We start from the raw sequence: 24,867 nt of genomic DNA, 5'->3' as shown, positions 1-24,867 counted from the left end.
CATGGCGATTCGCGTCGGGCTGGGGCCGGTCTTTGCCTTCGAATGGCTGATGACTGCGCGGCGGTGGCAAGCCTATGCAATGCGGTCGGTGATTGTGCTGGTCTTGCTCACGGCGATGTCGTTGGTATGGATCGATTCGCCGTCGGGCGAGATGTCTTTCCAGCAGCAGGCGGACATCGGCAAGGCGTTCTACGGCTCGACGGCCTTGCTCCTGCTCGGGCTGATCAGCCTGGCGGCCCCGGCGGCCGCGGCCGGTTCGATCTGCCAGGACAAGGCGAGTGGGAACCTCACGCTGCTCTTCGCCACGGATCTATCCGACGCGGAGATCGTGCTGGGCAAGCTGGCATCGAGGCTGGTGCCGGTGCTGGGGTTGATCCTCTGCGCCGCACCTGTGTTGTCGATCGCCACACTCTTCGGCGGCATCGACCCGGTCGGACTGGTGGGTGCCCTGCTGGTGGTGCTTTCCTGCGCCATCTTCGGCTGCACCCTGGCCTTGACGCTCTCGGTCTGGGGGCGGAAGACGCACGAGGTGCTGCTGGCGACCTACGCCTTCGGCGTCCTCTATCTGCTGTCGGTTCCGCTCATGCTGGGATTCTGGGGTGGGCGGAACCCGCCGTGGTGGCCGTCGTGGCTCCCGACGCTCATGGAACTGATGAACTATCATCCGATCTTCCTGGTGCTCTCGGTGTTCAACCGGACGCCGCCCGGCATGCGACCGATCACGCAGTGGACGCATGCTAGGTTCCTGGGGCTTGGACTTTCGGTCTCGGCAGGCCTGGCCGGGATCGCGACCTGGCAGATCCGGAGGGTCGTCATCCGCCAGCTTGGACAGGTCGAGCGCGCATCGAGACGGTTGATCGACCCCGAACCAGGCAACCTTCGTCGGTTCTATCGCCGGCTCGTACCCATGCCGTCGCTGGACCGCAATCCGGTGCTGTGGCTCGAGTGCCGGAGGAAGCGGCCGTCACGCTGGGCGCTGGCGGTGTGGGGGATCTATATCCTGCTCTGCGGAGGCTTCGGCTTGTATTCCATCAGCCTCATCATTGACGGCCAATTGTGGGGTCGCGAGTTCGGCTCCGTGGTTAATGCCCTTCAGACCGCGGGCGGGCTGCTGATGCTCAGCGTCTCGGCCGCGACGAGCCTGGCCGAGGAGCGGCAGCGGGGCAGCCTCGACGTGCTGATGGCCACGCCGCTCTCCACCCGGTCGATCGTCTGGGGCAAGTGGTGGGGCACCTTCCGGACGGTGTCGGGGCTGCTGATCCTGCCGACGATGCTGACATTCGCGCTCAGCTTCGGATCCGGGCATTTCTGGGGCGTGGCACCTGTGGTCGCCCTAATCCTCGCCTATGCTGCGGCGATCACCAGCCTGGGCCTGGCCCTGGCGACCTGGATGCCGCGGCTGAGCCAGGCGGTGGGGACGACGGTTGGGCTCTATACGATGATGTGCCTCGGCTGGATCCCGCTGACCGTTGTCCTCATCATCCCACTGGCCCATTTCATCTTCGGAGGGAACGTCGGGGGCATCGTCAATGGCGTTCAGGCAGGGAGTCCGCTGATGGGCGTCGGCCTCTACAGCTCGCTGCTGGCTGGTCATAGGCCCGCTTACGAGTTGGGGGCCCAGACCGCCTGGATGGTCTTCTGGATCCTCGCCTATAGCGGCATCGCGCTCGCCTTGCTGCTTGCCACGATGAAGACATTCAACCGCTGCCTGGGGCGTGTCAATGATCCTTCGCCCGGCGATCGCTCTTCCTCAGTTCTTCAGAGCGAAGCGGTGGGGTCATTCGGTTGACGGATGCCGGTCCTCACTTCGAGCGACGCGATAAGCCGGATCGAAGCGGTGGGGTGCCGCGGCTCCTTCGTCGCGAGCCTATCTCCGATCTGCGGGCGGACCATGGGGCGGTGTGGATCGTCGTCTTGATGCTGGCGGCGGTGCCGGTGTTGCCGAAGTGAGAGGCTATCCGGTCATTCAGGATCGCCGCAAACTCTTGCCGGGACGATCGTCCCCGCACGGCACACCGGCGAGAAGGCATGCCTCGATGCGTAGGGCCTACTCATCCGACCTCAGCGACGAGACGTGGGCCATCGGCGAGCCTCTCATCCCCGTCCACAAGGTGGTGGACCGCCCGGCGGGGGTGAAGGGATTCGTCCTGCTGCATCACCGCCGGGTCGCGGAGCGGACCATCGCCTGGCTGGGGAGATCTCGCCGCAATAGTCGGGGCCATGAGCGGCGCGTGGAGTCGAGCGAGGCGATCATCAAGGTATGCTTGATGCATAGTATGCTCATTCTCTTGAATGACAATCCAGCCGAGTCGATTGCCTGCAGCTCCCCGAGAAAACCGAAGATGATTGCCGGATAGACACAGAGAGCTACACCAGCCCCGGCCTTCATACGGAAAATTTGCGGGGCTGCAAATTTTCCGTATGAAGATAGTACGCGAGGCAGGAGCGAGCCCTCTTGGGTGGACTGCGATTCTTACTTCACGCCAGTCCCGTCTCCAGCCTCCTTCGCCAGTCGACGCACTGCGTCAACAACCACATCCTGAACGCGAGGCTCGAAGAAGCCGACCATGGAGTTCAGGTTCCGACTCCACGCCCAGAGCGTCACGCCGATCGCCTCGTGGCCTCCTTCGGCGACCACCTTTGCGGAGGGCAAATAGCCGAAGCAGTCGTTGTTGTAGCCAGAGATCCAGAGCCCGTCCGAACCGAGTGCCTTGCGGAGCAGCGTCGCGTACTCGGCGACCGGCTCGCCCGGCAACGCCGCCAGCGTCAGGTTCTTGCCGAACCGCCAGACCGCCACCGGCGCCGTGTATTGAGTCGGCAGCTTTTCGCCCGCGTCCAGCACTTCGAGCATGTGCCGGGCCTGCCACGCCTGGAAGTTCGGGCGATCCCGGTAGCCCTCGATCTGTTCGCGGGACAGTTGCTGGAGAGGCAGGTCCACCTGCGAATAAGCGACCTGAAGTGGCCCGTCGACGGTAGCGAGCGTCCCTTCGAGTACCCGGCAAACCTCTTGGCCCAGCGCCTCGCCGTGCGTCCTGGCCTGTTCGATCGTGCCGCGAGGCTCCGGGTTGGCATCGCCGCCGCACCCGGCCAGGAACAGGGTCGTCGCGCCGGGGTGACGCTCCTCGATGACGGCTCTGGCGTAGCCGGGGTAATCGGCACTGATGGCGTTCTGGAAACCGGCGGCCACGGCATGGCAGGAGCAGCCGAAGACCACGGCCTGGGGCTTCCCTTCCGGCGAGTCGACCCGCAGGACTGGGACCGCGTCGTCAACCGGGGCGGCCGGGTTCGGCGACATGATGACCCCTTCCGGCTTGGGGAGTCGCCGACTCGTGGGGACCTTCGTGCGGCCGGTCGCCCAGGAGAGCTTTGCCGGCTTCAAGTCGGCCAGGGCACGTTCCACCAACTCGACGAGTTGGTCCTGCAGCCGGCGGGTGTAGGCGATCGTCACCTCGGCCTGCTCGGGCGTCATGTCCGGGTGGGCGACGTTGAGCTTCAGGTTCGGTTCCAGGCTGACGACCGGCCCGGTGTGGGTGTGCGAGGCGTTGAAGATCAGCCGTTCGCGGCCCAGGCCCGTCCGCTCGGCGATCCGGCGCGTCACGGCGTCGGTGACGATGGCGGACTGTAACGCAACCAGGTCTGCCGCGACGATCACCGCGCGGCGGCCCTGTGCATCCTCCAGAGCCAACGCGCGGGCCGACAGATCGTCGGATACCGCTTCAAACGGCCCCTTGCGGGTGGTGTAGCCGAGCAAGGTCACTGGCCGCTCGGGCGTGATCTTGACCGTGGCCGTCCCGGCCTTCCAGGGCGTTTTCCCGTCGTCGAAAGCCAGAGTCGCCGGAGCACCGACGACCAGCATCAAAATCCCGACCACAACCGCTCGACGGAGTCTTCGCATCATAGCTCCTCAGCTTTAGGGGACCGACAGCATACCGGCTCCAGCCGCCGGCGACACGCACGCTGATGAACCCGTGTCCTGGTGGAAGGGCTGGCCAGGCGTCGAATGTGAATTGAGGCTCTTGCAGTTGGGGCGTCGGTCATCCGGCCCACAACTTTCGGCTCCCCTCGACTCAGGCCGCCTTGAGGGCGAAAATGGCCAGGTCTCCCGACCCAGAGACTCCTACCGAGTTCAGCCATGCACTACGACTTCACGGCGATATCCGATGATGAGGTCCCGCAAGCCGCTGATCCCGTTTTCCAGAATGCCATAACGACTTATGTCAGCGAAACCAACAAGGCGGTCAGCATGTGGCGGGCAGTGCCGGATGGGATGCTTGAATTCTCGCCGCACGAGAAGTGCAATTCGATCCGCACCATCATGGTTCACCAGCTCCTGTCCGAGCGCCGGTTTTTCGCCCAGTTCGTGGGCACCGAGGAACCGCCGGTTGAGGAACTTCTGCCCTCCGGCGAGAAGCCCGGAAGCCGGGACTACATCAATAAGTACACCTTGCATGTGAGGCGACGCCTGCCGCAGTTGGCGAAAGGCGATCGAGCCTGGTGGCTGGAGGGGCGACGGTTTTTTGGCGGCCTGGAGCGTGAGCGTATCTGGGTGTTCTGGCGGCGAGTCCTGCACACTTGCCACCACCGGACCCAGGTGCAGGCCTGGTTGCGTCAGGCTGGCCATGAGCCAGTTCCGGCGATCTACGGTCCATCGGGGGATGTGAAGTGGGACGACGCTGACCCGACGTATTCCCTGGAGGCGGCGAAGCGGGGCGGATGAGCGCCTGCTCGACCTGGCCCTTCGATCCGCTGAGCGGCCCGCCTGCAAATTGCCAAATCGACTTCAGGACCGTTTTGCCATTGGCTGCAACGACATGGTCAGGCCGATGTGCGAAATTCATCCGCAGAGCACCGCGGCTTTGACGCAGAAAGGCTCCCATGAAAGTGCTATCGCTGAGCGTTGGGCTCCCGCGTGAAATCGACTTCGACGGTGAGACCGTACTGACCTCGATCTTCAAAGAGCCGGTGGACCGTCGACTTCGAGTTACCAGGCTCAACTTCGAGGGCGACGAGCAATCCGACCTGACGGTGCACGGAGGCTTCGAAAAGGCCGTTTACGTCTACCCTTCCGAGCACTACGAGCCGTGGCGGCAGGAATTGCCCGAGGTGGAATTCCCACCGGCGGTCTTTGGAGAGAACCTGACGATTGAGGGCATCCTCGAGGACGTCCGAATCGGCGACCGCTTCAGGATCGGCTCGGCTGAGTTCATGGTCACCCAGCCGAGAATGCCTTGTTACAAGCTCGGCATACGGTTTGGACGAATGGACATGCTGAAGCGGATGTTGAAGAGCGGGAGGACCGGATTCTATTTCTCGGTGACGAAAGAGGGGGATGTCGGAGCGGGCGATGCCATCGAGCCGCTGGCTCGATCTGAGGAGAACTTAACCGTTGCCGACATCGTCAAGTTGTACACGGTGGACTCAAGAAATCAGGAACTTTTGCGCCGAGCAATGCAGTCCGGGGTACTGCCCGAGAGTTGGAAACATTATTTCAGCAAGAGGCTTCGTTGATCAGATTCGGCCCAAGATATCTGAGAAATCCGATGTCGAGTTCGCGGTCGTCCATGGCGTGGAGCTTGTCGGCGGTATCAGGGGCGGTCAGGACCGTCCCTCACAAACATGGAACGAGGGTCTTCGAACGAGGCATAGGGAAGCTCATCCTTACGCGGTGGGATGTTCGTCGAGAGGATCGGCTCAGTGCCGCCCAGCAGCTCGATCTCATGGGGCAACTGGTTGGGGGCACGAGCGAACGGGGTGTCGAAGCGGCTGCGTTCTGGGTAGGTCGTACGCGGCTTACCTGAGGGCCAGGTCAAGGGAAACGGTCCGGAAGGTCCCTTCGCGGCTGCATCTGCTGTCAATGAGGTTCTTCACTCACTGATCCTCGCTTCCCGCGTTCGGCGAAGCACTCGCGTTCGATTATGCGACTGAACGGGGCGACACGTGCTACGCGGATAAGCTGTTTTGGATGTCGTGGCTCAGTCGCATGAGCCGACCATGGCTGACTCCGGAGCTTCGCGCAAGCGGTTTCTTCGCCGGACCGCCCTTCCGTCGTTCAAAGTGAGTGGCAAGCACCGCCGGGACCGAATAGCTAGGGCTTGACCTAACCTTCGCTTCATTTATAGTTAGTCGAATGCCTAGCCATGCCGCTGGACTGAACCTCCTGTTCCAGGCTTTGGCCGACCCGACCCGCCGGGCCGTGGTCGAGAGGCTCTCGCGTGGTCCAACCGCGACGAGCGAGCTGGCCAGGCCGTTCAAGATGGCCTTACCGTCCTTCCTCCAGCACCTGGACGTCCTGCAGAAGTGCGGGCTGGTCAAGTCGCGCAAGTCCGGACGGGTCCGCACCTACGAACTCGCCCCGAGCACGCTGAGGGAGGCTGAGGACTGGATGGCGACCCAGCGGCTGCTCTGGGAACGTCGCCTCGATCAGCTCGATTCCTATCTCGAAGACCTCAAGGAGCAACCCGAATGACGCCACTGGACCCCAAGACCGATCTCGTGCTCGAACGCGTCGTCGACGTGCCGCCCGAACTCGTCTGGAAGGCGTGGACGACGCCGGAGCACCTGAAAAAGTGGTTCACCCCGGCCCCGTGGAAGACCGTGGGCTGCGAGATCGACCTGAAACCCGGCGGCAAGTTCCATACGGTCATGGAATCACCCGAGGGGCAGCAGTTCCCCAACACCGGTTGCTACCTCGAGGTCGTGCCGAATAGGAAGCTGGTCTGGACCGGGGCTCTCCTGCCCGGATACCGCCCGGCGAACCTCGGCGCGGACGTGCCCTTCGTCTTCACGGCGATCATCGAGATCGAGCCGCACGAGTCAGGCACGAAATACACGGCGACCGCCCTCCACAGCACCGAGGACGGGCGCTCGAAGCACGAAGCAATGGGCTTCCACAACGGCTGGGGCGCGGCGTTGGACCAGCTCGTGACGTTGGCGAAGAGCTGGTGAGCCGTCGTTCCGATGGCAGTAGGCCCGAGTGGGCCGTGGAAGGATCAGCCGATTCCAAGGGAGGGATGCTCGAATGTCGTTCCAAGCCTATCTGGACAACATCAAGACGAAGACCGGCCAGGGTCCCGACGATTTTAGGAGACTCGCCGATGAGAAGGGATTCATGGCGGACAGCAAGCTCCGCGCCGACGTGAAGGCGGGACAGGTCATCGAGTGGCTGAAGAGGGATTTCGAGCTCGGCCACGGTCACGCCCAGGCCGTCGTGGCCTTGCTGAAGGGTACGAAACAAGAAGGCGACGCGTAGGCGTGTCCGCCGCCAGGAGTATCAAGTGGCCAAGAAGCCCCCGGAGAGCGTCGAGGCATTCCTCGAGTCGCTCGAGCATCCGCTCAAGCCCGAGATCCTCGCTGTCCGCCAGATCATCCTCGGCGCCGATCCTGCCATCGGTGAGGGGATTAAGTGGAACGCCCCGAGCTTTCGCACGACCGAGTGGTTCGCGACGTTCCACCTGCGGGGAGGCTTCCAGGTGATTCTGCACTTGGGCGCAAAGACCAGGGACACGCCCGGCATTGAGTTGGAGAGCCCACTGCTGAAGTGGCTGGGCAAGGACCGGGCGTCGGTCTCGTTCCAGAATATGGAGGACCTCGAGGCGAAGAAGAGAGCGTTCGCCGACCTGGTCCGGCGGTGGATCGAGTACGTCTGAGGTTCGTCCACACTTCACCTATCCACCGCCGGCCCGTGCGATTATTTCTCGTCCTTCTTCTCGCGCTTTCCCTCGATGTCGAACTCCTGCTTCTGCCCTCCGAAATCCGCCTCACCCGTACCCTTGAGCTCGTTTCCGTCGATCTTCAAGGTGTAGTCGATGGGGATCGTGTTGCCCTGGAACTTCCGCACCGCGGAGAACGTCAGCTTCCCGTCCTTGAATTTCGGATCCTTCAGCTTTTCGTCCTTCTGATCCGCCCAATCCATGGTCCCGACGAGCTCGTCCCCCTCCTTCTTGACCGTCAGGGTGGACGTCCGCTTCTGCTCGCCGATCTCGTAGCTGCAATGCCACTTTCCGACCGGGTCGGCCGCCTTGTCATCAGCCGCGTCCGCCAGGCCGCATGTCCCGAGGATCAACGCCAGGGAGAGAATCGCCTTCATGGTGGCCTCCGAGATGGTGGCGTGACTGACTCAGTCCGAAGTAGACCGACCAGCCGCCGGCAGCGAGTTTATCCTTGCCGCAGACGGTGGTCACGCCAATGACAGCCGCGACGGTGAAGACTGAGTCGCCCCCGCTGTTCGAGGCAATGGCTCCGCTGGCGATGAGCGACACCCATCTGGTCCACCGAGCGGCCGATCGCGGAACACGAGCAGGTAGGTTCGCCCCTGGGCTACGGAGAGCCGGGGGCTTTTTCATGCGTGGTGGGCGATGCCTTCGGCTTGTGCCCTACCACACGCCGTTTCAGCCCTGCCTGAGTTCGAGAGGCTGTCCCGCCCGATCGAACCGCTCTCTGGCGCTCAATACTTCGGCTCGTGTCCGCTCGGCCCAGCTCACCAGTCCGACAAGCGGCTCCAGCATCGATTCGCCCAACGGCGACAGCCGGTACTCGACGGCAGGCGGCTTGGTCGGAAAGACGTGTCGCGTGACGAGGCCATCCCGCTCCAGCCCCCGCAGCGATTGTGTCAGCATTTTTTTGGAGATGTCCGGGATGAGCCGGAGCAAGACCGCGAAACGCCGAGGCTCCTTGGCGAGGGCTACGATGATCAACGCGGTCCAGCGGTCGCCGATCCGGTCGAACGCGTCACGCGCCGGGCACTGCTCCGGGGCGAGATCGTCCGTCATCCAGCCGTCGAACCGCGTCGCCAGGGCGTCCCGTACGCCCTCGGGGCGGTCACCTTTGGGTAACCTTGTCACGAATTCCTGCCTCCTTGAAGCATCGGGGGTGGTCCCTATTCTTCACCAGGTTACCAAAAGAGACCTGGTAAGGGAGACCGCTCATGTCCCGCATTCTCGTGACCGCCGCCACCGGCCAGCTTGGCCGCCTCGTCGTCGCAAAGTTGCTCGAAACCATGCCCGCCGACCGGATCGTCGCGACGGCACGCAACGTCAAGAAAGCTGCCGGCCTCGGGGTCGAGGTTCGCGAGGCCGACTACGGAAAGCCGGAAATGCTCGATGCGGCCCTTCATGGCATCGACCAGGTGCTGCTGATCTCGAGCAGTGAGGTTGGATGCCGCGTCCCCCAGCACCGCAACGTGATCGAGGCCGCCAAGCGGGCTGGGGTGAGGCTCCTGGCCTATACGAGCGTGCTGCGTGCCGACACGACGGAGCTGCTCTTGGGTGTCGAGCACCGGGAAACCGAGGTGATTCTCCGGGAGTCGGGCGTCCCGGTCGTGTTCCTGCGGAACGGCTGGTACGCCGAGAACAGGGCCATGTCGCTTCCGGCTGCTTTGAAGCGTGGCCAACTCCCCGGTTGCGCGAATGACGGGCGATTCTCCTGGGCGGCTCGCGTCGACTACGCGGAGGCGGCGGCCGCCGTCCTGACGACCGAAGGGCATGCGGGGCGCATCTACGAGCTGGCGGGCGACGAGGGCCAGACCCTGTCCGAATTCGCCGCCGAGGTTGCCCGCCAGTCGGGCAAGCCGCTGGCGTACCGGGACATGCCCGAGGCGGACTATCGGGCTCTCCTCACCGGGGCGGGCATTCCAGACCAGTTCGCGGAACTGCTGGCCAATAGCGATGCGGTGGCGTCCAGGGGTGGCTTGTTCGACGATGGGCGTCAGATGAGCCGCCTCATCGGGCGGCCGACGACGCCTCTAGCGGCTGTGGTCTCCGAGATGGTGAAGGGTTGAGATGCAGGGATGGGCGGGTTCGAGAGGGCCCGCTTTACCTTGAGGCCATCCGGGAGATCATCAGCATGATGCGATCACCAGCGGCTGGTGGACGCGAGTTGTTGGCGTGCATCGAATTGCCGACACGTCTACACCCAATGCCCGTTAGTTAGCCGTAAGATCAGGGCCCCCTTGCTATTGTGAGGTTGCTGACCCGACCCCTAAATCATAAGGAAGCCCTGATATATCCATCGCCCCGGCGACCGCATGCCTTCGACTCGATCGCCCTCGACACCATCCCCTCTACCCGCGGTCTTGGGAAGTTGATCTCACGGGCCCGACTCGCCGCCATCCGATCACACGCCCGCCGGGCCTTGGAACACCGCCGTCGCCTGCCCGCCGAGTCAGTCATCTGGCTGGTCATCGCCATGGCCTTTTTCGCCGCCGACTCGATCCCCTAGAGCAGTTCCCCATTGAACGTGGCGTGCTTTTTTCCGATTCTCCGTGATAGGAGGGCACGGAGAATGGCGGCATACTCGATGGACCTGCGGGAGCGGGTCATTGCCGCCTGCGATGAGGGGATTCAGACGCGCGCCGAGGTCGCCGAACGATTCTCCGTCAGCCAGTCCTGGGTCCGCCTGCTGCTCAAGAGGCGCCGGGAGACCGGCTCGATCGCGCCGAGGCCGCACGGCGGGGGCCGGGCCCCGGCCTTCTCCGGCGAGGCGGCCGAGCGGCTCTGCAACGCCGTCGCGGCCGATCCCGATGCCACGCTCAGGCAGCTGGCGGCCGCCGCCGGCGTGGCCTGCGGCACCTCGGCCACCGACCGGGCGCTGAGACGGCTGGGCATCACGCGCAAAAAAAGTCGCCCCGGGCCGCCGAGCAGGACCGGCCCGACTTGAAGGAGGCCAGGGCGGCCTGGCGGGCCGAGTTCACCGGCGTCGACCCGTCCCGCCTGGTCTTTCTGGACGAGAGCGGCGCGACGACCGCGATGACCAGGCGGTACGCACGGTCCCCGCGCGGCAAGCGGGTCGATGCGGCGGTGCCGCACGGCCACTGGAAGGTGCTCACCCTGACCGCGGCGGTCCGCCTCGGCGGCATCGGGGCCTGCCTGGCCTTCGACGGGGCGACGAACAGCGCCTGCTTCGAGGCCGACATCGGCGAGTGCCTGGCCCCGACACTCAGGCCCTGTGACATCGTGGTGATGGACAACCTCTCATGCCACAAGACTGCCGAGGTGGCCCGCTTGGTCGCCGCCGCCGGCGCCGAGGTCCGCTACCTGCCGGCCTACAGCCCCGACCTGAACCCGATCGAGGCGATGTTCAGCAAGCTCAAGGAGTCCCTGCGATGACGTGTGATGACCCGCCCCGGAAAGTTGGACCAGCTAAACGAGAGTTTTCCGGTCGGACTGACCCGCCCCGGAAAGTTGGACCAGCTAAACGAGAGTTTTCCGGTCGGACGAGGCGTTCAGATCACTGGCCTTCAATACGGCGAAATCCCTCGGGGCCAGGTTCCCCAGGGCGCCGTGCGGGCGGACTTCATTGTAGTCGACCCGCCACGATTCCACCCGCTCCCGGGCGTCTTCGAGGCTGGTGAAGTAGGTCTGATTGAGGCACTCCTCGCGGACGCGGCCATTGAAGGACTCGATGAAGGCGTTGTCCGTCGGCTTGCCGGGGCGGCTGAAATCCAGCGTCACGCCGTTCAGGTGCGCCCACAGGTCGAGCATCTTGCCCGTGAACTCCGGGCCGTTGTCCACCCGCAGTGCACGCGGCGCCCCTCGGGTCGAGGAGACCTCCGCCATCACCTCGGCGACCTGCCCGGAGGTGAACCGCGGGGCCACTCGCATGGCCACCGCCTCGCGGGTGAACAGGTCGAGCACCGTCAGGACGCGGAGCTTGCCGCCATCCGAGAGTGCGTCACTCATGAAGTCCATCGCCCAGGCCTGGTTGGCCGCCTCGATGGCCGGCCGGTCGTCGCGATGGCGAGAGCTCACCCGTCGCCTCGGGGCCTTCCGCCGCAACGTCAATCGCTCCAGGCCGTAGAGGCGATCGACCCGCTTGACGTTGATGGCCCAGCCCTCGCGTTCGAGCAGGATGTGCAGCCGGCGGTAGCCGTATCGGACGCGGCTGGTGGCCAGCTCGCGCAGCCGCAGCCGGAGGGGCTCCTGGGCGTCGCGGGTCCTCCGGTAGTGATACGTTGACCGCGGGTAACCGACGACCTGGCAGGCCCGCCGCACGCTGACGCCGAAGCGGACGGTCAGGTCCGCTACGACCGCCCGTCGCTGCGGCGGGCTCAGGATTTTTTTGCCAGGACGTCCTGGAGCATCTTCTTGTCGAGGCTGAGGTCGGCGACCAGCTGCTTGAGCTTCTGGTTCTCCTCCTCGAGCAGGCGGAGCCGCCGCACCTCGGGGGTGCCCAACTCGCCGTACTTGACCTTCCAACGGAAAAACGTGGCCTGGCTGACGCCCAGTTTGCGGCAGGTCTCCTCGACCCCCAGTCCGGACTCGGCCTGCCTCAGGGCGAAGGTGATCTGCTCGACGGTGAACTTCGACTTCTTCATGGGCCTGAGCTCCTGAAAACCCGAGGCCTCATCTGCGCTTGACCCCGGAATCGAGTCCATCGCATTTGAGAACCGTCATGGGATAATCGGCCTCGGATCGGAGGCCCGAGCGATGAAGAAGAGCAAGTTCACCGAGGAGCAGATCGGCTTCGCCCTGAGGCAGGCCGAGGCCGGCACGCCGGTCGATCAGGTGTGCCGCAAATTGGGCGTGAGCCAGGCCACGTTTTTCCGATGGAAGCAACGCTTCGGCGGCATGGGCGTCGGCGAGGTGAGGCGGTTGCGGCAGCTCGAGGAGGAGAACCGCAAGCTCAAGCAGCTGGTCGCCGACCTGAGCCTGGACAAGGCCATGCTCCAGGACGTCCTGTCAAAAAAAGTCTGACCCCGGCCCGGCGCCGCGACGTCGTCGCGGGCCTGCAGGCCGCCTACCGGGTGAGCGAGCGCCGGGCCTGCTCGGCGATGGACTTCCCGCGGGCGAGCCATCGCTACGTCAGCCGACGCGACCCGCAGGGCCCCCTGCGGGTCCGCCTGCGCGACCTGGCCGGGGCACGCGTCCGGTACGGCTACCGCCGGCTCCACGTCCTGCTCCGCCGCGAGGGCTGGCAGGTCAACCACAAGCGGACCTACCGACTCTACGCCGAGGAGGGCCTGGCCGTGCGGCGCAAGGCCCCGCGGCGGCACGCCAGCTCTCAGGTGCGGGCGGCGCGGGCCGCCGCCGAGGCACCCGACCGCATCTGGGCGATGGACTTCGTCAGCGACGCACTCTCGGATGGCCGTCGGTTCCGCATCCTGACCGTCGTGGATACCTACACCCGCGAGGCCCTGGCCGCCCGGGCCGACGCACGATTCACCGGCGACCAGGTCGTCCGGGTCCTGGAGGGGCTGGTCGCCGAGCGGGGCGTGCCGGGGAGCATCCGCGTGGACAACGGGCCGGAGTTCGTCGGGCGGTCGCTCGACCTGTGGGCCTACTTCAACGGCGTAACGCTGGATTTCAGCCGGCCGGGGAAGCCGACGGACAACGCCTTCATCGAATCGTTCAACGGCCGCCTGCGCCAGGAGTGCCTCTCGCCGAGCTGGTTCTTGTGCCTGGAGGACGCCCGGGTGAAGATCGAGGCGTGGCGAGCGAGCTACAACAAGGACCACCCGCACAGCGCCCTGGGCTACCTGGCCCCCGGGGAATTCGCCGCATCCAAGGCCAGGGAGCAAGGGCCGAAGATCCCAGCGAAACTCTCGTTATGAGTGGACTCGAAATGGGGTCAAGCGCACATCGTATCCGAACTCTCAAGTGCGATGGCCCAGGAAATCGGGGGCACGTCAGTCAATGCCGGTGAGAAGGACGCGTTTCATGCCTCGAGCTTAGCGATAGCTCGACACGTAAGGAATTACTCAGGGCAGAATCTTCTTTGGCTGGTCTCAGGACGGAAAGCAACGCCCGAAGGCGACCAGCAAACGGGGAGACCCCTTCAGGCGGATTTTCCTTCGGATTAGGGCCCAGGCGAGGTTTCGTTCCTTTGCCAGGAAGCCGAGCCAGGTCCGGCTGTCGGCGACGACGCGGAGGTCGGCGGTGCCGACGTGGCCCGGCTCGACCCGGATGGTCTTGCCCCCGATGACTATTGTCGCCTCGGCGGACTCTTCCCCGGTGAACGCGAAGTGATAGGTCGCCTCCAGTCCCTCCGACGCATGCCGCTGGAAGGCGTGGGGGAGTGCGGACAGGAAGGACTTGATGGACCTGAGCCGTCGGCCGCCTCCAACCAGCCGGGGCCTCTTATGGGGGAATCGCTTCGAGACGTACGCCTCGGCGTCGGAGCCGGGAACGACGTAGATCGGTTCGACCTTCTCCTGCAACGGATTGACGACCTCCTTTAGGAAGCCCTTGCGGTCGCTCAGGAACGGGCCGATTACGTCGTCGCCCGCCGGGCAAGCCGCCATGCAGTAGGCCGCCTTGTAATTCGGCCCAAAACTGAGGCTCTGCCACATCGAGACGGTCTCTGAATCTTCGACCCGGCTGCGATAGTCGAGCGCGTCCTTGCTGTCGGCGACCTGCTCGACCCAGTCGGTGAATCCCCCGAGAAACTCCCGGTAGTTATGAGTCAGGCAGGCCGTGAAGTCGAAATGGCCGTCCGGTGCGATGGCGCCGACCGGGCACGCTGCCACGCAGAGCTTGCACCCCAGGCACGGGTTGTATTCGATGGGTCGTGTTTGCTCCGAGACTTCGACTTCGATGAGGATCGTGCTGAGGAGGATGAAGTTGCCGAACTTTGGGTGGATGACGTTGCGATGGATGCCCATCTGGCCCAGGCCCGCCGCGACGGCGACCGGCTTGTGCGAGACGACCCAGACTTTGTCTGGGAAACGGTTTACTTCCATCGGGAAGCCCATCGACGGATTGACTGCGCGAATCCCTTCGGCTTCCAGGGCGGAAACAATCGTGCTCGCCACCTCGTCGGTATGGTGTCCGACGTGATGGAACTCCAAGTTGGCGACCGACCGGGCCGGGCTGCGGACCGGCTCCCGATTCATGCGGCAGACGATGCTCACCAGCCCTTTCGTCCATGGGTAGAGCGCAAGGATCTCGGCCCGCTGGTCGTCGAGTTCGTGGCGGTCGATGGCCACGAAACCGACGTCGTCGGCCCCGGCCTCCACGCAGATTCGCCTCAACCTCTCCACGTCGATACGCACCGGGCGGGCTTGCGGCCCTGATTTTCTGAAGCGGATTACGCTGGGATGTTCTTCAAGCTTGGCCATAATTCTCTCCCCCAAGGTGTGTCCTGCCGCCCCGGACCAAAAGGCGACTTCGATTGCGAGATCCCATGGTCGTAACGAATCGCTTAGGTCGTTGTAATTACAACTATATTGCGGTGAAAAGGGACCTTTAAGGTTTGGTGGCGCCCTCTTTCCAGAGTCGGTCGGCGGCGTGTCTCACGGAGGAAATCACTTCGCCCCCAAGCAACGCCATCACCCGCTCCTGGGCCTGCCGCCAGGCGGGTATGACCGCCTTGAGGAGGGTTTGCCCGTCGGCTGAAACCTTCAAAGGTCGGGCTCGCTTGTCCCCCGAATCGTCTACGTCGAGCCAGCCATTGCGCCTCATCAGTTCGACGTCTCGGCTGAGTGTGGATTTCTCCATCCTGAGGAAGCGGCACAGGTCGCTCGGCCTGGCGGGCTCCATCCGCGCGATGGCGACCAGCAGGTTGAGCTGCCCAACCCTCAGGCCGTGAGGCCGCAGGACATCGTCGTAGATTGAGGTAACGGCCCGGTTGAGCGTTCGCATTCGAACCCCCAGGCACTCGCCTGCCATGAGTTCGGCAGCTGGTAAGGTGTCTTTCGTACCGGACATGTCGTCTCCTTTCTCTGGATAGTTGTATATGCAACATGCTAGGAAGTCAATCGGGATGCCACGGTTCCCTCGCTTTCGGTCGACTGCAGATGCTCAACTCGCGACGAGCCGTGCCCGCGCAAACTCCGCGTCTTCGACCGGGGTTACTCCGAAGAGTCGCTTGAACTCCCGTCCGAACTGCGAGGCACTCTCGTAGCCGACCGCGTGTGCAGCCGAACCCGCGTTGTAGCCGTCTAAGGTCATGAGCATCCTGGCCCGGTCGAGCCGGATGCGTTTGAGGTACTGGAGCGGAGAGCACGCCGTCACGAGCTTGAAGTAGTGGTGGAAGACCGACACGCTCATGCCCGCCATCTTCGCCATTTCTTCGGTCCCGAGCGGCTTCGCGAAATTCGAATGGATGTGCCTCAGGACGCGGGCAATCCGCGTGAAATGGTCGTCGCGACTCGCCATCGCGTAGAGTGCCCCGCCCTGGTCGCCCCGGAGCACGCGGTAGACGACCTCCCGCACCATCTGGCGGCCGAGTAGGCGGCTGTCGACCGGGCACTTGAGGCATTCGAGGAGCCGGATGACCGCCCCGGCCAGCCCCGGATTCATCGGCGTCGAGGAGATGCCTCGCGGGGTCTCGCCCGAGAGGGGCGACGTCCCGTCGATTTCGAGGAGCATCTCGCCGACCATCGTCGCGTCGACGTCGATGTTGACCATGAGGATGGGCTTCCCGTCCTCCGTCTCGGCGTCGCATTCGGCGGGCAGAGGCACGGCTAGGACGAGGTAATTGGCCGGATCGTACTGGTAGGTCTCGCCGCCGAGGTAAGCATGTTTGCGGCCTTGCCCCACGACGATAATGTGCGGCCGGTAGACCATCGGGGCACGCGGCACCGACTTCGAGCCCTTGAAGACGTGAACGCCTTCGATGCGGGTTGGCTGCAAGCCTTCCTCCACCGCAATCTCGCCGAGAAGGCCGGCGAGACGCTCTCGGTAGTTCACTGCTTCGTCCATCGTTTACTCCTCGGCTCACTCGACTACAGCAGTATCAGGTTACAGTTAACGGCGGTTTTTGGGTAACTTCTTCGATGCCCAGGAGAATTAGGCTAAAACTTCGGAGGAACGTTCCTTTCAGTTCGGAGCCGGCTGGCCTTTAATGGGAGTGAAGCTGAATCGTGGCATTTCGAGGCTCGTTGCCTGACGGCTACCAAAGGAGACGACCCATGTTCAAAGCCAATGTCTTGGCCGCCGGAGTAAAACTCCTCTCGGCCGTGCCCGCCATCTTGGTCGGGCTCGCCGTGTTTTCATCACACCTCATGGGACAAGACATGAACAACGGATCGGACAATTTCTACAAGAGCGACAAGGTGACCGTTGAGAAGGTCACCTTCAACAACCAGTACCGGATGAGCATCGCGGGGAATTTGTTCGTCCCCAAGGGCTCGAAGCGGGACGCGAAGCTACCCGCCATCGTCGTCGGGCATCCGATGGGGGCGGTGAAGGAGCAGAGTGCCAACCTCTATGCCACCAAGATGGCCGAACGGGGATTCGTCACGCTGTCGATTGATTTGCCATTCTGGGGCGAGAGCGAGGGGGAGCCTCGCAACGTCGTGACGCCCGACCTCTACGCGGAGAGCTTCAGTGCCGCCGTGGACTTCCTCGGCTCTCGGCCACTCGTCGATAAGGGCCGAATCGGTGCCATCGGGATTTGCGGCAGCGGGGGCTTCGTTATCAGTGCCGCCAAAATCGACCCGCGAATGAAGGCCGTCGCGACCGTCAGCATGTACGACATGGGGGCTGCCAATCGTCATGGGCTCAGGAAATCGGTGACGGTCGAACAGCGAAAGCAAGCCATCGCCCAAGCCGCGTCGCAGCGCGACGTCGAGTTCGCGGGCGGCGAGACCAAGTACACGAGCGGGTCCGTGCACGAGCTTTCGGCAAGCTCCCACCCCATCGAACGGGAGTTCTATGACTTCTATCGCACGCCTCGCGGCGAGTTCACTCCGAAGGGCTCAACGCCCGAGCTGACCACCCATCCGACGCTTTCCAGCAACGTCAAGTTCATGAACTTCTATCCGTTCAACGACATCGAGACGATATCGCCCCGACCGCTCCTCTTCATCGCCGGCGAGAAGGCCCATTCCATCGAGTTCAGCGAGGACGCCTACAAGCTCGCCGCCGAGCCGAAGGAACTGCTCATCGTCCCGAACGCGGGGCACGTCGACCTCTATGACCGCGTGGACGTCATCCCATTCGATAAGCTTGCCTCCTTCTTTACTGAGCACTTGAACTGACAACGGAGGCGGTAAGGTTCGCCTTGCGCAACTCACGACGAATTGCCCTCCTCGCGGCCGGCCTGTTGGTCGGGCTTACGGGCTGCGACGAAACGGGCCAGGAGCGAGACGCCGTCGTCGGTTTGGAAGTCCAGCGCGACAAGCCTCGCGGTGAAACGAAGAGTAACCCCATGAAAATCACCATCGGCACCAAGACCTTCAAGGCCACGCTCGACAACAACGAGGCGACGTCCAAGCTCCGGGCGATGCTCCCCCTGACACTCGACATGGCCGAGTTGAACGGCAACGAGAAGCATGCCCGCTTACCGAATCCGCTCCCGACCGAAGCCACGGACACTGGGACGATTCGAAACGGAGACCTCATGCTCTGGGGGTCCGATACGCTGGTGGTCTTCTACAAGGGCTTCAAGACCAGCTACAGCTACACCCGACTCGGGCGAATCGACGACCCAGAGGGCCTCGCGGCTGCGGTCGGTTCGGGGAGCGTGAAGGTGAGCTTCGAGCTTGAGTAACGGACGAAACGGCGAAGTAACGAGTACGGATGAGGAGACGGGAGATGGAGAACACACTCGATTTCAGCGGCAAGGTGGCACTCGTCACCGGGGCTGCGGCCGGCATGGGGCTCGCAACGGCCAGGGCCTTCGCCGAATCCGGTGCGGCCGTCGTCCTGGCGGATTTCAAGGAGGACGCCGTGAAGGCGTTGGCGGCGGAGCTGGTCGCCGCCGGTCACAAGGCGATTGCCGTCCGCTGCGACGTCTCGGACGACGCCCAGGTCGAGGCGATGGTCGACCGCACGGTTTCTGAGTTCGGCCGACTCGACGCCGCGTTCAACAACGCGGGCGTCATGGCACGCATCGCACCGACGGCAGAGAGCACCCGCGAGGAGTGGGAACGCGTCATCGGGGTCAACCTCCGTGGCGTCTGGAGCTGCATGAAGCACGAGCTTCGGCAGATGGAACGCCAGAAGAGCGGGGCCATCGTCAATAACGCCTCGGTGGGTGCCTTGACCGGAAATCCTGGCATCGGCTCCTACATCGCCTCGAAGCACGGTGTAGTCGGCCTCACGCGGACGGCGGCCCTCGAATACGTCAAACACGGCATCCGCGTCAACGCGGTCAATCCCGGCCTCATAGACACCCAGGTTGCCCGTGACGTCGTCGCTGGGAGTGAGGAGGCTTACGGCGAAATCGCGAAGAGCGTTCCCATCGGTCGGGCGGGCAGGCCCGAGGAAATCGCCTCGACCGTGCTCTGGCTATGCAGCCCGGGGGCGAGTTACGTCATCGGCCACGCCCTCACCGTTGACGGCGGCATGACGGTCGTCTGATGGGGCCTCATGAAGCTCAAGGAGACGCCAGCATGTCCCTTTCCAGTCGCTCGTTCGTGGCACTCGCGGGTCCCGTGCTCGCGTACTTCGCCACGCGACGGGCCCACGCGAGCCCTTCAAACACAACGCAGGAGGAGAAGATGGATATCACCCGAGTAGGCTCGCAACCTTCGACCAAAGGACCGTCCGAGTGGTTCAGGGGCATGGTCCGCATCGACCCGCTATTCCCCGCGAAGGCCCCGGCCCGTGCGGCCGGCAACGCCGTCACCTTCGAGCCCGGTGCCCGCACGGCCTGGCACACGCACCCGCTGGGGCAGACGCTCATCGTCATGGCCGGCTTAGGCTGGGTTCAGCAAGAGGGCGGCCCGGTTGAGGAGGTACGACCTGGTGACGTGGTCTGGTTCCCTCCCGGCGTGCGGCACTGGCATGGGGCAAGTCCGACGACGGCGATGACTCACACCGCGATTCAGGAGGCACTCGACGGCAATATGGTTGAATGGCTGGAACACGTGACCGTCGAGCAGTACCGCAAGTAAGGAATCCGCATTGGGCTCATCCGATTGACAGCCTGGCAACGACGCTCTCGGGAGATTTCATCGCATGTCCAAACGCAATGACGACCGGTGTCGGAAGCCTCGGCCGGGCCTATTGAACCGCAGAGAGTCTCTAGCGGCGGGGGTCGGCCTCGTCGCGGCCATGTCGCTTTGGTCCGTTGCCGCCGCCGAGGAGCCTCGCATGCCAATCGTGCGCATGGCCGACCTGGAGATTGACCCCGCCCAACTGGAGAGTTTCACGGCGGCGGTCAAAGAGGAGATGGAGATTTCGGTCCGAGTGGAACCTGGGGTTCTCGCAATCTACGCCGTCGCCGAAAAGGACAACACGGCCAAACTCAGGTTTTTCGAGATGTACGCTGACGAGGCCGCCTTCAAGTCGCACATCGAGTCGCCACACTTCCAGAAGTTTCGAGCTATCACCAAGGACATGGTCGTGTCTCGCAAGCTCATCGAGATGGTCTCTGTCCAACTGAGCGACAAGAAAAAGTAAGGCGGCGAGGACTCGTCCCTGGCCGAGTCGCGCGAAAGAGGCCGTGGAAACATAAGGTGGTTTATGCGACGGTCTCTTTGAATTGACTCGCTGTTTCTAAACTCCTGCCCTAGTCGCTACTCTCAAACGCTCCACATCCCGCATGGGCGGACCGCCGAAGAGCCGCTTGTACTCGCGGTTGAATTGAGACGCGTCCTCGTAGCCCACGCGAAAGCCTGCCCCTGCCGCGTCGAGGTCCTCGGTGAGCATGAGTCGTCTTGCTTCCTGGAGCCGCAGTTGCTTCTGGAACTGCAACGGGCTGAGCGACGTGACCGACTTGAAGTGCTGGTGAAAGCCCGAGACGCTCATCCCGAGTTCGCGGGCGAGTCCCTCGATGCGAAGCGGCTTGTCGTATTCCTTCCGAAGTCGCTCGACTGCCCGAGCGATGCGGTGGGCCTGGCCACCGAGGGCCGCGACGAGGCGAAGGCGTGCACCCTGCTGACCCATCAAGAGGCGGTAGACAATCTCCCGCATGACGAGCGGGGCAAGCACGCGATACTCGGCGGGTTTGTCGAGGAACCTCACGAGACGCAAGGAAGCGTCGAGGAGACCGCCATCGAGCGGGCTGACATCGAGGGCCTTCACGCCCGAGGAACGCGACGGCGAAGGTTGCCCCGCTTCCACCAAAACTGAGGCGACAAGCGTCGGGTCGAGCACAAGCCTCAAGCCCAAGTAGGGCTTTTCTTTTGATGCGGCCAGAACTTGGCTCACGGTAGGTAGCTCGACGGAGGCAAGCAGGTAATGGGCGGGGTCGTACTGAAAGCGGTCCTTGCCCATGAAGACTTGCTTGCTGCCCTGAGCCACGGCGCAAAATGCCGGCTCGTTGACGCTGTGCACCGGCTCGGTAGGAGCCGAGCATCGATAGAGCTGAATCCCAGGCTGGGGCTCGGCGGGCCCATCCTGCGGAACCCATCGGGCCAGGCGTTCCACAAGCTCTTGCCGGTCGTCGGTGATTCGTCGTTCCTCTCGTACCGAGTCCACCCCTGGCCGTCCCTTCATAGTGTCCCTTTGCTGGTCATTTTTGGAGAATCGTCCAAGTAACTTCGAGTTTCGTCATACCAGCTCAAAGCGCGAATCACTTAGAATTCCTTTTGAAATCGAAGGTTCGCTCCGCAACATCTTCGGCCTCATTGGAATTTTATGCAACAAAGCTTCTGGTGCCGAGTGGGAAGAACCCCCAGCTCAGAAAACACGGGAGATTCGACATGGAGCGACGGACATGAATCGGAAAATAAGTCGACGTGAATTCCTAGCGGCTTCTGCCCTCCTCGCTACGGGTTTGGCCATGCGGCCGTCGCTTGCCACATCGAATCAACCCGACGACAAAGAAAAACCAGAGGGAAGGAACACCATGAACACGCGAAAGCTCGGCGGCCTGACCGTCTCGGCAATCGGGGCCGGGTGCATGAGCATCAGCTCCAATTACGGCCCTGCTGCCCCGAAGGCCCAGGGCATCGAGGTCATCCGAGCAGCCCACGAGAAGGGCGTCACCTTCTTCGACACGGCCGAGGTCTACGGCCCATACACGAACGAGCTGCTGGTGGGCGAAGCCCTGGAGCCCATCCGCGACAAGGTGGCCATCGCCACCAAGTTCGGATTCAATCTCGAAGCGGGTGGGCTCAACAGCAAGCCCGAGCACATCAAGAAGGTAGTCGAGGAGTCGCTCAAGCGACTCAGGACCGACCGCATCGACCTCCTCTATCAGCATCGCGTCGACCCGAGGGTTCCCATCGAAGACGTCGCGGGTGCGGTGAAGGAACTCATCCAGGCGGGCAAGGGCCTCCACTTCGGCCTTTCCGAGGCGAGCGAGAAGACGATTCGTCGCGCTCACGCGGTCCAGCCGGTGGCGGCCATCCAGAGCGAATACTCCTTCATGGAGAGGAGCCCCGAGAAGAACAGCGTGCTCAAGACTTGCGAAGAGTTGGGCATCGGCTTCGTGCCCTGGGGGCCCGTGGGGATGGGGTACCTGACGGGCAAAATCGACGCTCGCACTAAGTTTGATCCCGAGAAGGATTTCCGGCATGGATTCGAACGCTTCACGCCCGCGAACCTTGAAGCCAACTGGCCGTTCGTGGAACTCTTGAAGCGAGTCGCGGCCGAGAAGAACGCGACCCCGGCTCAGGTTTCGCTCGCGTGGCTCCTGGCCTCAAAGCCGTTCATTGTCCCCATCCCTGGGACACGCAGCATCGAACACTTGAGCGAGAACCTGGGAGCGATTGACGTCGTTCTGACGCCTGCCGACCTTCGCGAGATGGAAGCCGCCGCTTCGAGGCTCACGGTCCACGGCGGTCGGATGGCGGAGAAGTACATGAAGGATGTCGAGCAGACGCCGTGAGCGGTGGCTTTTACCGGAGAGGACTGGAATCTTCTCCGGCAACACCCCCAAAACGAGCCACCTTCAGGGGCTCTCTTCGATTTGGAAGAATCAGTGGAATTTCCAACGCGGGCAATGCTGGTTCGCTGGCTGCTCGGGTGAAATCGAAGACCCGTGATAAAGGAATCAGTCATGCCCATTCTGTTCAGCGAACTCACGATCAAGGACGTGCAGCTCAAGAATCGAATTGGCGTCTCGCCGATGTGCCAATACTCGGCGACCGACGGACTTGCAAACGAGTGGCATAGCTCCCACCTGGGCAGCCTGGCAATCGGAGGGGCCGGGCTCGTCATCGCCGAAGCGACTGCCGTTTCTCCCGAGGGTCGCATCACTCCGAGAGACACGGGGCTTTGGAAGGATGCCCAAATCGATGTGCTCAAGCCGATCACTCGATTCATCGAGAGCCAAGCCGCGGTCCCGGGCATTCAACTCGCTCACGCCGGCAGGAAAGCGAGCTCGAATCGACCCTGGGAAGGCGACGATCACCTGCCTCTCGGCCACCCGGAGGCATGGGAAACGCTCGGGCCATCCCCGATTGCCCTGGGTGCGAATCTCCCGCGCGTGCCTCGCGAGATGACGCGAGCGGATATCGACCGCGTGCGTGGAGACTTCGCCTCGGCGGCACGCCGAGCATTCGAGGCCGGGTTCAAGTGGCTCGAGTTGCACTTCGCCCACGGCTATCTCGGACAGAGCTTCTTCTCCCCGCTCGCGAATCACCGGACGGACGAGTACGGAGGGAGCTTCGAGAACCGGGCACGGTTCCTCCTCGAAACGGTCGCCGCTATCCGAGAGGTCTGGCCGGAGCGACTCCCACTCACGGTCCGACTCGGCGTCATCGACTACGTCGAGGGGGAACAACCGATGGAGGAGTCCATCGAACTGGTTCGCCGACTGAAGGCCGCGGGCATGGACCTCGTCGACGTGAGCATGGGCTTCAACACGCCCGATGTGTCGGGAGTTCCGTGGGCGGAACACGGATTTCTCGTCCCCATCGCCGAGCGAATTCGGCGGGAAGTCGGCATCCCTGCCGCGACCTCCTGGAATATCTCGGACGCGAGGAAGTCGGACCAGTACATCCGCGACGAGCAGGTGGACCTCATCCTCTTCGGGAAGGCACTGCTTGAAAACCCGCACTGGCCGTATCGTGCGGCCCAAATCCTTGAGGTCGAGACGCCGCAGAACACCCTACCAGAGCAGTACGCGTACTGGCTGAAGCGTCAGGCCAAGCCGCCGGAGGCTGAATAGGTCCGTCCGAACTCGGGAGTTTTCCATGAAAGCCTACCGCTTCGATGGCTTCACGAGCCTCGACGAACTTCGTCTTGAGGAAGAAGCCGACGCAGAACCGCAACGTGACGAGGTGCTCGTCCGGTTCAATGCGGTTTCTCTGAACTTCCGCGACATCGCGTTGATTCGCGACCGGTATCCCTTGCCCCATCGAAAGGGATTGGTCCCCGTGAGCGACGGGGTGGGCGAGGTGGTGGCGGTCGGGGCGAGCCCCTCGGCTTAGTTCTTGGTGCGAAGAATGCGTCTGAGCAGGTACGATTACCTTCCTGGCAGCCAGCAGGGCCAAAGCAATATCGGACGAGGCAATCAATGGATGACAAAGTAAAGCTTATTAGACAGTTGTACGAAAACTTCAACTCCAGAGACCTCGACTCCGTCCTCGCGATGCTCGCCGAGGGCGTGGCCTGGGCGAACGGCATGGAGGGCACCCATGTCCATGGCCCCGAAGCCGTCAGGGAGTATTGGACGCATCAATGGTCGGTGATCGACCCGCACGTCGAGCCGAAGCAGATCAACGAGGCACCGGACGGCTCGATGGAGGTGGACGTGCACCTGACCGTCCGCGGCCTCGACGGGCAACCCTTGCTCGATGAAATGCTCACTCACGTTTTTCGGTTTGAAAATGGCCGCGTCAAGCGTTTCGACATCCGGGGCGAATCGCAGCTATCCACCGTCCATCCGTCGACGTAGATCGTGCCGTTCGATGTGGTGGTCAACGCCCTCTTCGCGAGGTCGACGGCGCTTCCCTAACGGACTGCCCGATGGATTACGAGGAAACTTGCACTCCCGAAGCATGCGAATGCGCCGAGCAGGGTCGGGTCGAGAGGCTCTCCGGTGACGATACCGAGCCCGAGGATCATTCCCGCGATGAAGGCCAGGCCGTGA

General features: G+C 63.3%; 30 protein-coding genes. 22 read left to right on the top strand and 8 right to left on the bottom strand.

Annotated elements, in window-relative coordinates:
* Position 1: 1 nt before the first annotated feature.
* Together EP7_RS11225 and EP7_RS11220 are read left to right on the top strand one after the other, a co-directional pair.
* Entirely contained in the window at positions 2-1,789 is a 1,788-nt protein-coding gene (locus tag EP7_RS11225; RefSeq protein ID WP_463527937.1) for an ABC transporter permease subunit, read from the top strand.
* 247 nt (positions 1,790-2,036) lie between these two features.
* Positions 2,037-2,357: a hypothetical protein gene (locus EP7_RS11220; RefSeq protein ID WP_463527936.1), complete on the top strand. Its 321-nt coding sequence runs from the start codon at positions 2,037-2,039 to the stop codon at positions 2,355-2,357.
* 116 nt (positions 2,358-2,473) lie between these two features.
* Here the strand turns inward: EP7_RS11220 and EP7_RS11215 are convergent, their stop codons facing one another.
* On the bottom strand, positions 2,474-3,895 hold the full coding sequence (locus tag EP7_RS11215; RefSeq protein WP_463527935.1) for a neutral/alkaline non-lysosomal ceramidase N-terminal domain-containing protein: 1,422 nt from the start codon (positions 3,893-3,895) through the stop codon (positions 2,474-2,476).
* Positions 3,896-4,132: 237 nt separating this feature from the next.
* Here EP7_RS11215 and EP7_RS11210 point away from each other — a divergent pair, with 237 nt between their 5' ends.
* The 6 genes from EP7_RS11210 to EP7_RS11185 all read left to right on the top strand — a co-directional run bounded on the left by EP7_RS11210 (position 4,133) and on the right by EP7_RS11185 (position 7,646).
* Complete coding sequence (locus EP7_RS11210; RefSeq protein WP_463527934.1) at positions 4,133-4,717, top strand: DinB family protein; 585 nt, start codon at positions 4,133-4,135, stop codon at positions 4,715-4,717.
* A 158-nt stretch (positions 4,718-4,875) separates the two neighbouring features.
* Positions 4,876-5,508, top strand: coding sequence for an MOSC domain-containing protein (locus tag EP7_RS11205; RefSeq protein WP_463527933.1), 633 nt, complete (start codon positions 4,876-4,878; stop codon positions 5,506-5,508).
* Positions 5,509-6,127: 619 nt separating this feature from the next.
* Entirely contained in the window at positions 6,128-6,466 is a 339-nt protein-coding gene (locus EP7_RS11200; protein ID WP_463527932.1) for an ArsR/SmtB family transcription factor, read from the top strand.
* Positions 6,463-6,945 carry an SRPBCC family protein gene (locus EP7_RS11195; RefSeq protein ID WP_463527931.1) on the top strand — a complete coding sequence of 161 codons (483 nt, stop codon included), beginning with the start codon at positions 6,463-6,465 and terminating at the stop codon, positions 6,943-6,945. The genes EP7_RS11200 and EP7_RS11195 overlap by 4 nt, the downstream gene beginning before the upstream one ends.
* Before the next feature lie 73 nt (positions 6,946-7,018).
* Positions 7,019-7,249, top strand: a complete 231-nt coding sequence (locus tag EP7_RS11190; RefSeq protein WP_463527930.1) for a DUF4287 domain-containing protein — start codon at positions 7,019-7,021, stop codon at positions 7,247-7,249.
* A 25-nt stretch (positions 7,250-7,274) separates the two neighbouring features.
* A complete protein-coding gene (locus EP7_RS11185) occupies positions 7,275-7,646 on the top strand; it encodes a DUF1801 domain-containing protein (protein WP_463527929.1) in 372 nt (123 codons plus the stop codon).
* A gap of 41 nt (positions 7,647-7,687) precedes the next feature.
* Here the strand turns inward: EP7_RS11185 and EP7_RS11180 are convergent, their stop codons facing one another.
* Both EP7_RS11180 and EP7_RS11175 read right to left on the bottom strand, forming a co-directional pair.
* Positions 7,688-8,086, bottom strand: a complete 399-nt coding sequence (locus EP7_RS11180; RefSeq protein WP_463527928.1) for a hypothetical protein — start codon at positions 8,084-8,086, stop codon at positions 7,688-7,690.
* A 301-nt stretch (positions 8,087-8,387) separates the two neighbouring features.
* Positions 8,388-8,840 (bottom strand): winged helix-turn-helix transcriptional regulator, encoded by a 453-nt coding sequence (locus tag EP7_RS11175; protein WP_463527927.1) that lies wholly within the window; start codon positions 8,838-8,840, stop codon positions 8,388-8,390.
* 83 nt (positions 8,841-8,923) lie between these two features.
* On the opposite strand from EP7_RS11175, the gene EP7_RS11170 reads away from it, so the two are divergent.
* The 4 genes from EP7_RS11170 to EP7_RS11155 all read left to right on the top strand — a co-directional run bounded on the left by EP7_RS11170 (position 8,924) and on the right by EP7_RS11155 (position 11,102).
* Complete coding sequence (locus EP7_RS11170) at positions 8,924-9,775, top strand: SDR family oxidoreductase (RefSeq protein WP_463527926.1); 852 nt, start codon at positions 8,924-8,926, stop codon at positions 9,773-9,775.
* Positions 9,776-9,954: 179 nt separating this feature from the next.
* On the top strand, positions 9,955-10,215 hold the full coding sequence (locus EP7_RS11165) for a transposase domain-containing protein (protein WP_463527925.1): 261 nt from the start codon (positions 9,955-9,957) through the stop codon (positions 10,213-10,215).
* 63 nt (positions 10,216-10,278) lie between these two features.
* Positions 10,279-10,653, top strand: coding sequence for an IS630 transposase-related protein (locus EP7_RS11160; RefSeq protein ID WP_463527726.1), 375 nt, complete (start codon positions 10,279-10,281; stop codon positions 10,651-10,653).
* Positions 10,650-11,102, top strand: coding sequence for an IS630 family transposase (locus EP7_RS11155; RefSeq protein ID WP_463527924.1), 453 nt, complete (start codon positions 10,650-10,652; stop codon positions 11,100-11,102). The genes EP7_RS11160 and EP7_RS11155 overlap by 4 nt, the downstream gene beginning before the upstream one ends.
* Positions 11,103-11,186: 84 nt before the next feature.
* Here EP7_RS11155 and EP7_RS11150 read toward each other — a convergent pair.
* Positions 11,187-12,310, bottom strand: a protein-coding gene (locus EP7_RS11150; protein WP_463527923.1) for an IS3 family transposase whose coding sequence is annotated in 2 segments (ribosomal slippage) — positions 11,187-12,055 and positions 12,055-12,310 — 1,125 coding nt in all. Because the reading frame shifts where the segments join, the coding sequence is not laid out codon by codon here.
* A gap of 112 nt (positions 12,311-12,422) precedes the next feature.
* Between EP7_RS11150 and EP7_RS11145 the strand changes: the two genes are divergently transcribed.
* Positions 12,423-13,546, top strand: a protein-coding gene (locus EP7_RS11145; RefSeq protein WP_463527769.1) for an IS3 family transposase whose coding sequence is annotated in 2 segments (ribosomal slippage) — positions 12,423-12,675 and positions 12,675-13,546 — 1,125 coding nt in all. Because the reading frame shifts where the segments join, the coding sequence is not laid out codon by codon here.
* 174 nt (positions 13,547-13,720) lie between these two features.
* Here EP7_RS11145 and EP7_RS11140 read toward each other — a convergent pair.
* The 3 genes from EP7_RS11140 to EP7_RS11130 form a co-directional block, all read right to left on the bottom strand.
* A complete protein-coding gene (locus EP7_RS11140; protein WP_463527922.1) occupies positions 13,721-15,052 on the bottom strand; it encodes a 4Fe-4S binding protein in 1,332 nt (443 codons plus the stop codon).
* Between the two features lie 127 nt (positions 15,053-15,179).
* Positions 15,180-15,575 (bottom strand): MarR family winged helix-turn-helix transcriptional regulator, encoded by a 396-nt coding sequence (locus tag EP7_RS11135; RefSeq protein ID WP_463527921.1) that lies wholly within the window; start codon positions 15,573-15,575, stop codon positions 15,180-15,182.
* 159 nt (positions 15,576-15,734) lie between these two features.
* Entirely contained in the window at positions 15,735-16,637 is a 903-nt protein-coding gene (locus EP7_RS11130; protein ID WP_463527920.1) for an AraC family transcriptional regulator, read from the bottom strand.
* Between the two features lie 302 nt (positions 16,638-16,939).
* Between EP7_RS11130 and EP7_RS11125 the strand changes: the two genes are divergently transcribed.
* The 5 genes from EP7_RS11125 (at position 16,940) to EP7_RS11105 (ending at position 20,285) form a co-directional block, all read left to right on the top strand.
* A complete protein-coding gene (locus EP7_RS11125) occupies positions 16,940-17,917 on the top strand; it encodes an alpha/beta hydrolase (protein WP_463528407.1) in 978 nt (325 codons plus the stop codon).
* 170 nt (positions 17,918-18,087) lie between these two features.
* A complete protein-coding gene (locus tag EP7_RS11120) occupies positions 18,088-18,429 on the top strand; it encodes a cyclophilin-like fold protein (RefSeq protein ID WP_463527919.1) in 342 nt (113 codons plus the stop codon).
* A 44-nt stretch (positions 18,430-18,473) separates the two neighbouring features.
* Positions 18,474-19,241, top strand: coding sequence for an SDR family NAD(P)-dependent oxidoreductase (locus EP7_RS11115; protein WP_463527918.1), 768 nt, complete (start codon positions 18,474-18,476; stop codon positions 19,239-19,241).
* Between the two features lie 140 nt (positions 19,242-19,381).
* Positions 19,382-19,777, top strand: coding sequence for a (R)-mandelonitrile lyase (locus EP7_RS11110; protein WP_463528406.1), 396 nt, complete (start codon positions 19,382-19,384; stop codon positions 19,775-19,777).
* 64 nt (positions 19,778-19,841) lie between these two features.
* Complete coding sequence (locus EP7_RS11105) at positions 19,842-20,285, top strand: putative quinol monooxygenase (protein WP_463527917.1); 444 nt, start codon at positions 19,842-19,844, stop codon at positions 20,283-20,285.
* A gap of 96 nt (positions 20,286-20,381) precedes the next feature.
* On the opposite strand, the gene EP7_RS11100 is transcribed toward EP7_RS11105, so the two are convergent.
* Positions 20,382-21,323, bottom strand: coding sequence for an AraC family transcriptional regulator (locus tag EP7_RS11100; protein ID WP_463527916.1), 942 nt, complete (start codon positions 21,321-21,323; stop codon positions 20,382-20,384).
* Positions 21,324-21,675: 352 nt separating this feature from the next.
* Here EP7_RS11100 and EP7_RS11095 point away from each other — a divergent pair, with 352 nt between their 5' ends.
* The 4 genes from EP7_RS11095 to EP7_RS11080 all read left to right on the top strand — a co-directional run bounded on the left by EP7_RS11095 (position 21,676) and on the right by EP7_RS11080 (position 24,672).
* On the top strand, positions 21,676-22,659 hold the full coding sequence (locus EP7_RS11095) for an aldo/keto reductase (protein WP_463527915.1): 984 nt from the start codon (positions 21,676-21,678) through the stop codon (positions 22,657-22,659).
* Positions 22,660-22,830: 171 nt separating this feature from the next.
* Positions 22,831-23,943, top strand: a complete 1,113-nt coding sequence (locus tag EP7_RS11090; protein WP_463527914.1) for an NADH:flavin oxidoreductase/NADH oxidase — start codon at positions 22,831-22,833, stop codon at positions 23,941-23,943.
* A gap of 25 nt (positions 23,944-23,968) precedes the next feature.
* On the top strand, positions 23,969-24,205 hold the full coding sequence (locus EP7_RS11085; RefSeq protein ID WP_463527913.1) for an alcohol dehydrogenase catalytic domain-containing protein: 237 nt from the start codon (positions 23,969-23,971) through the stop codon (positions 24,203-24,205).
* Positions 24,206-24,291: 86 nt separating this feature from the next.
* Complete coding sequence (locus EP7_RS11080; RefSeq protein ID WP_463527912.1) at positions 24,292-24,672, top strand: nuclear transport factor 2 family protein; 381 nt, start codon at positions 24,292-24,294, stop codon at positions 24,670-24,672.
* Positions 24,673-24,867 lie beyond the last annotated feature (195 nt).

It is taken from the genome of Isosphaeraceae bacterium EP7 (genome assembly GCA_038400315.1).
Classification (GTDB): Bacteria; Planctomycetota; Planctomycetia; order Isosphaerales; family Isosphaeraceae; genus EP7.
Note: the sequence above shows the minus strand (reverse complement) of the source record. Positions and strands in the feature narration are given on the sequence as shown.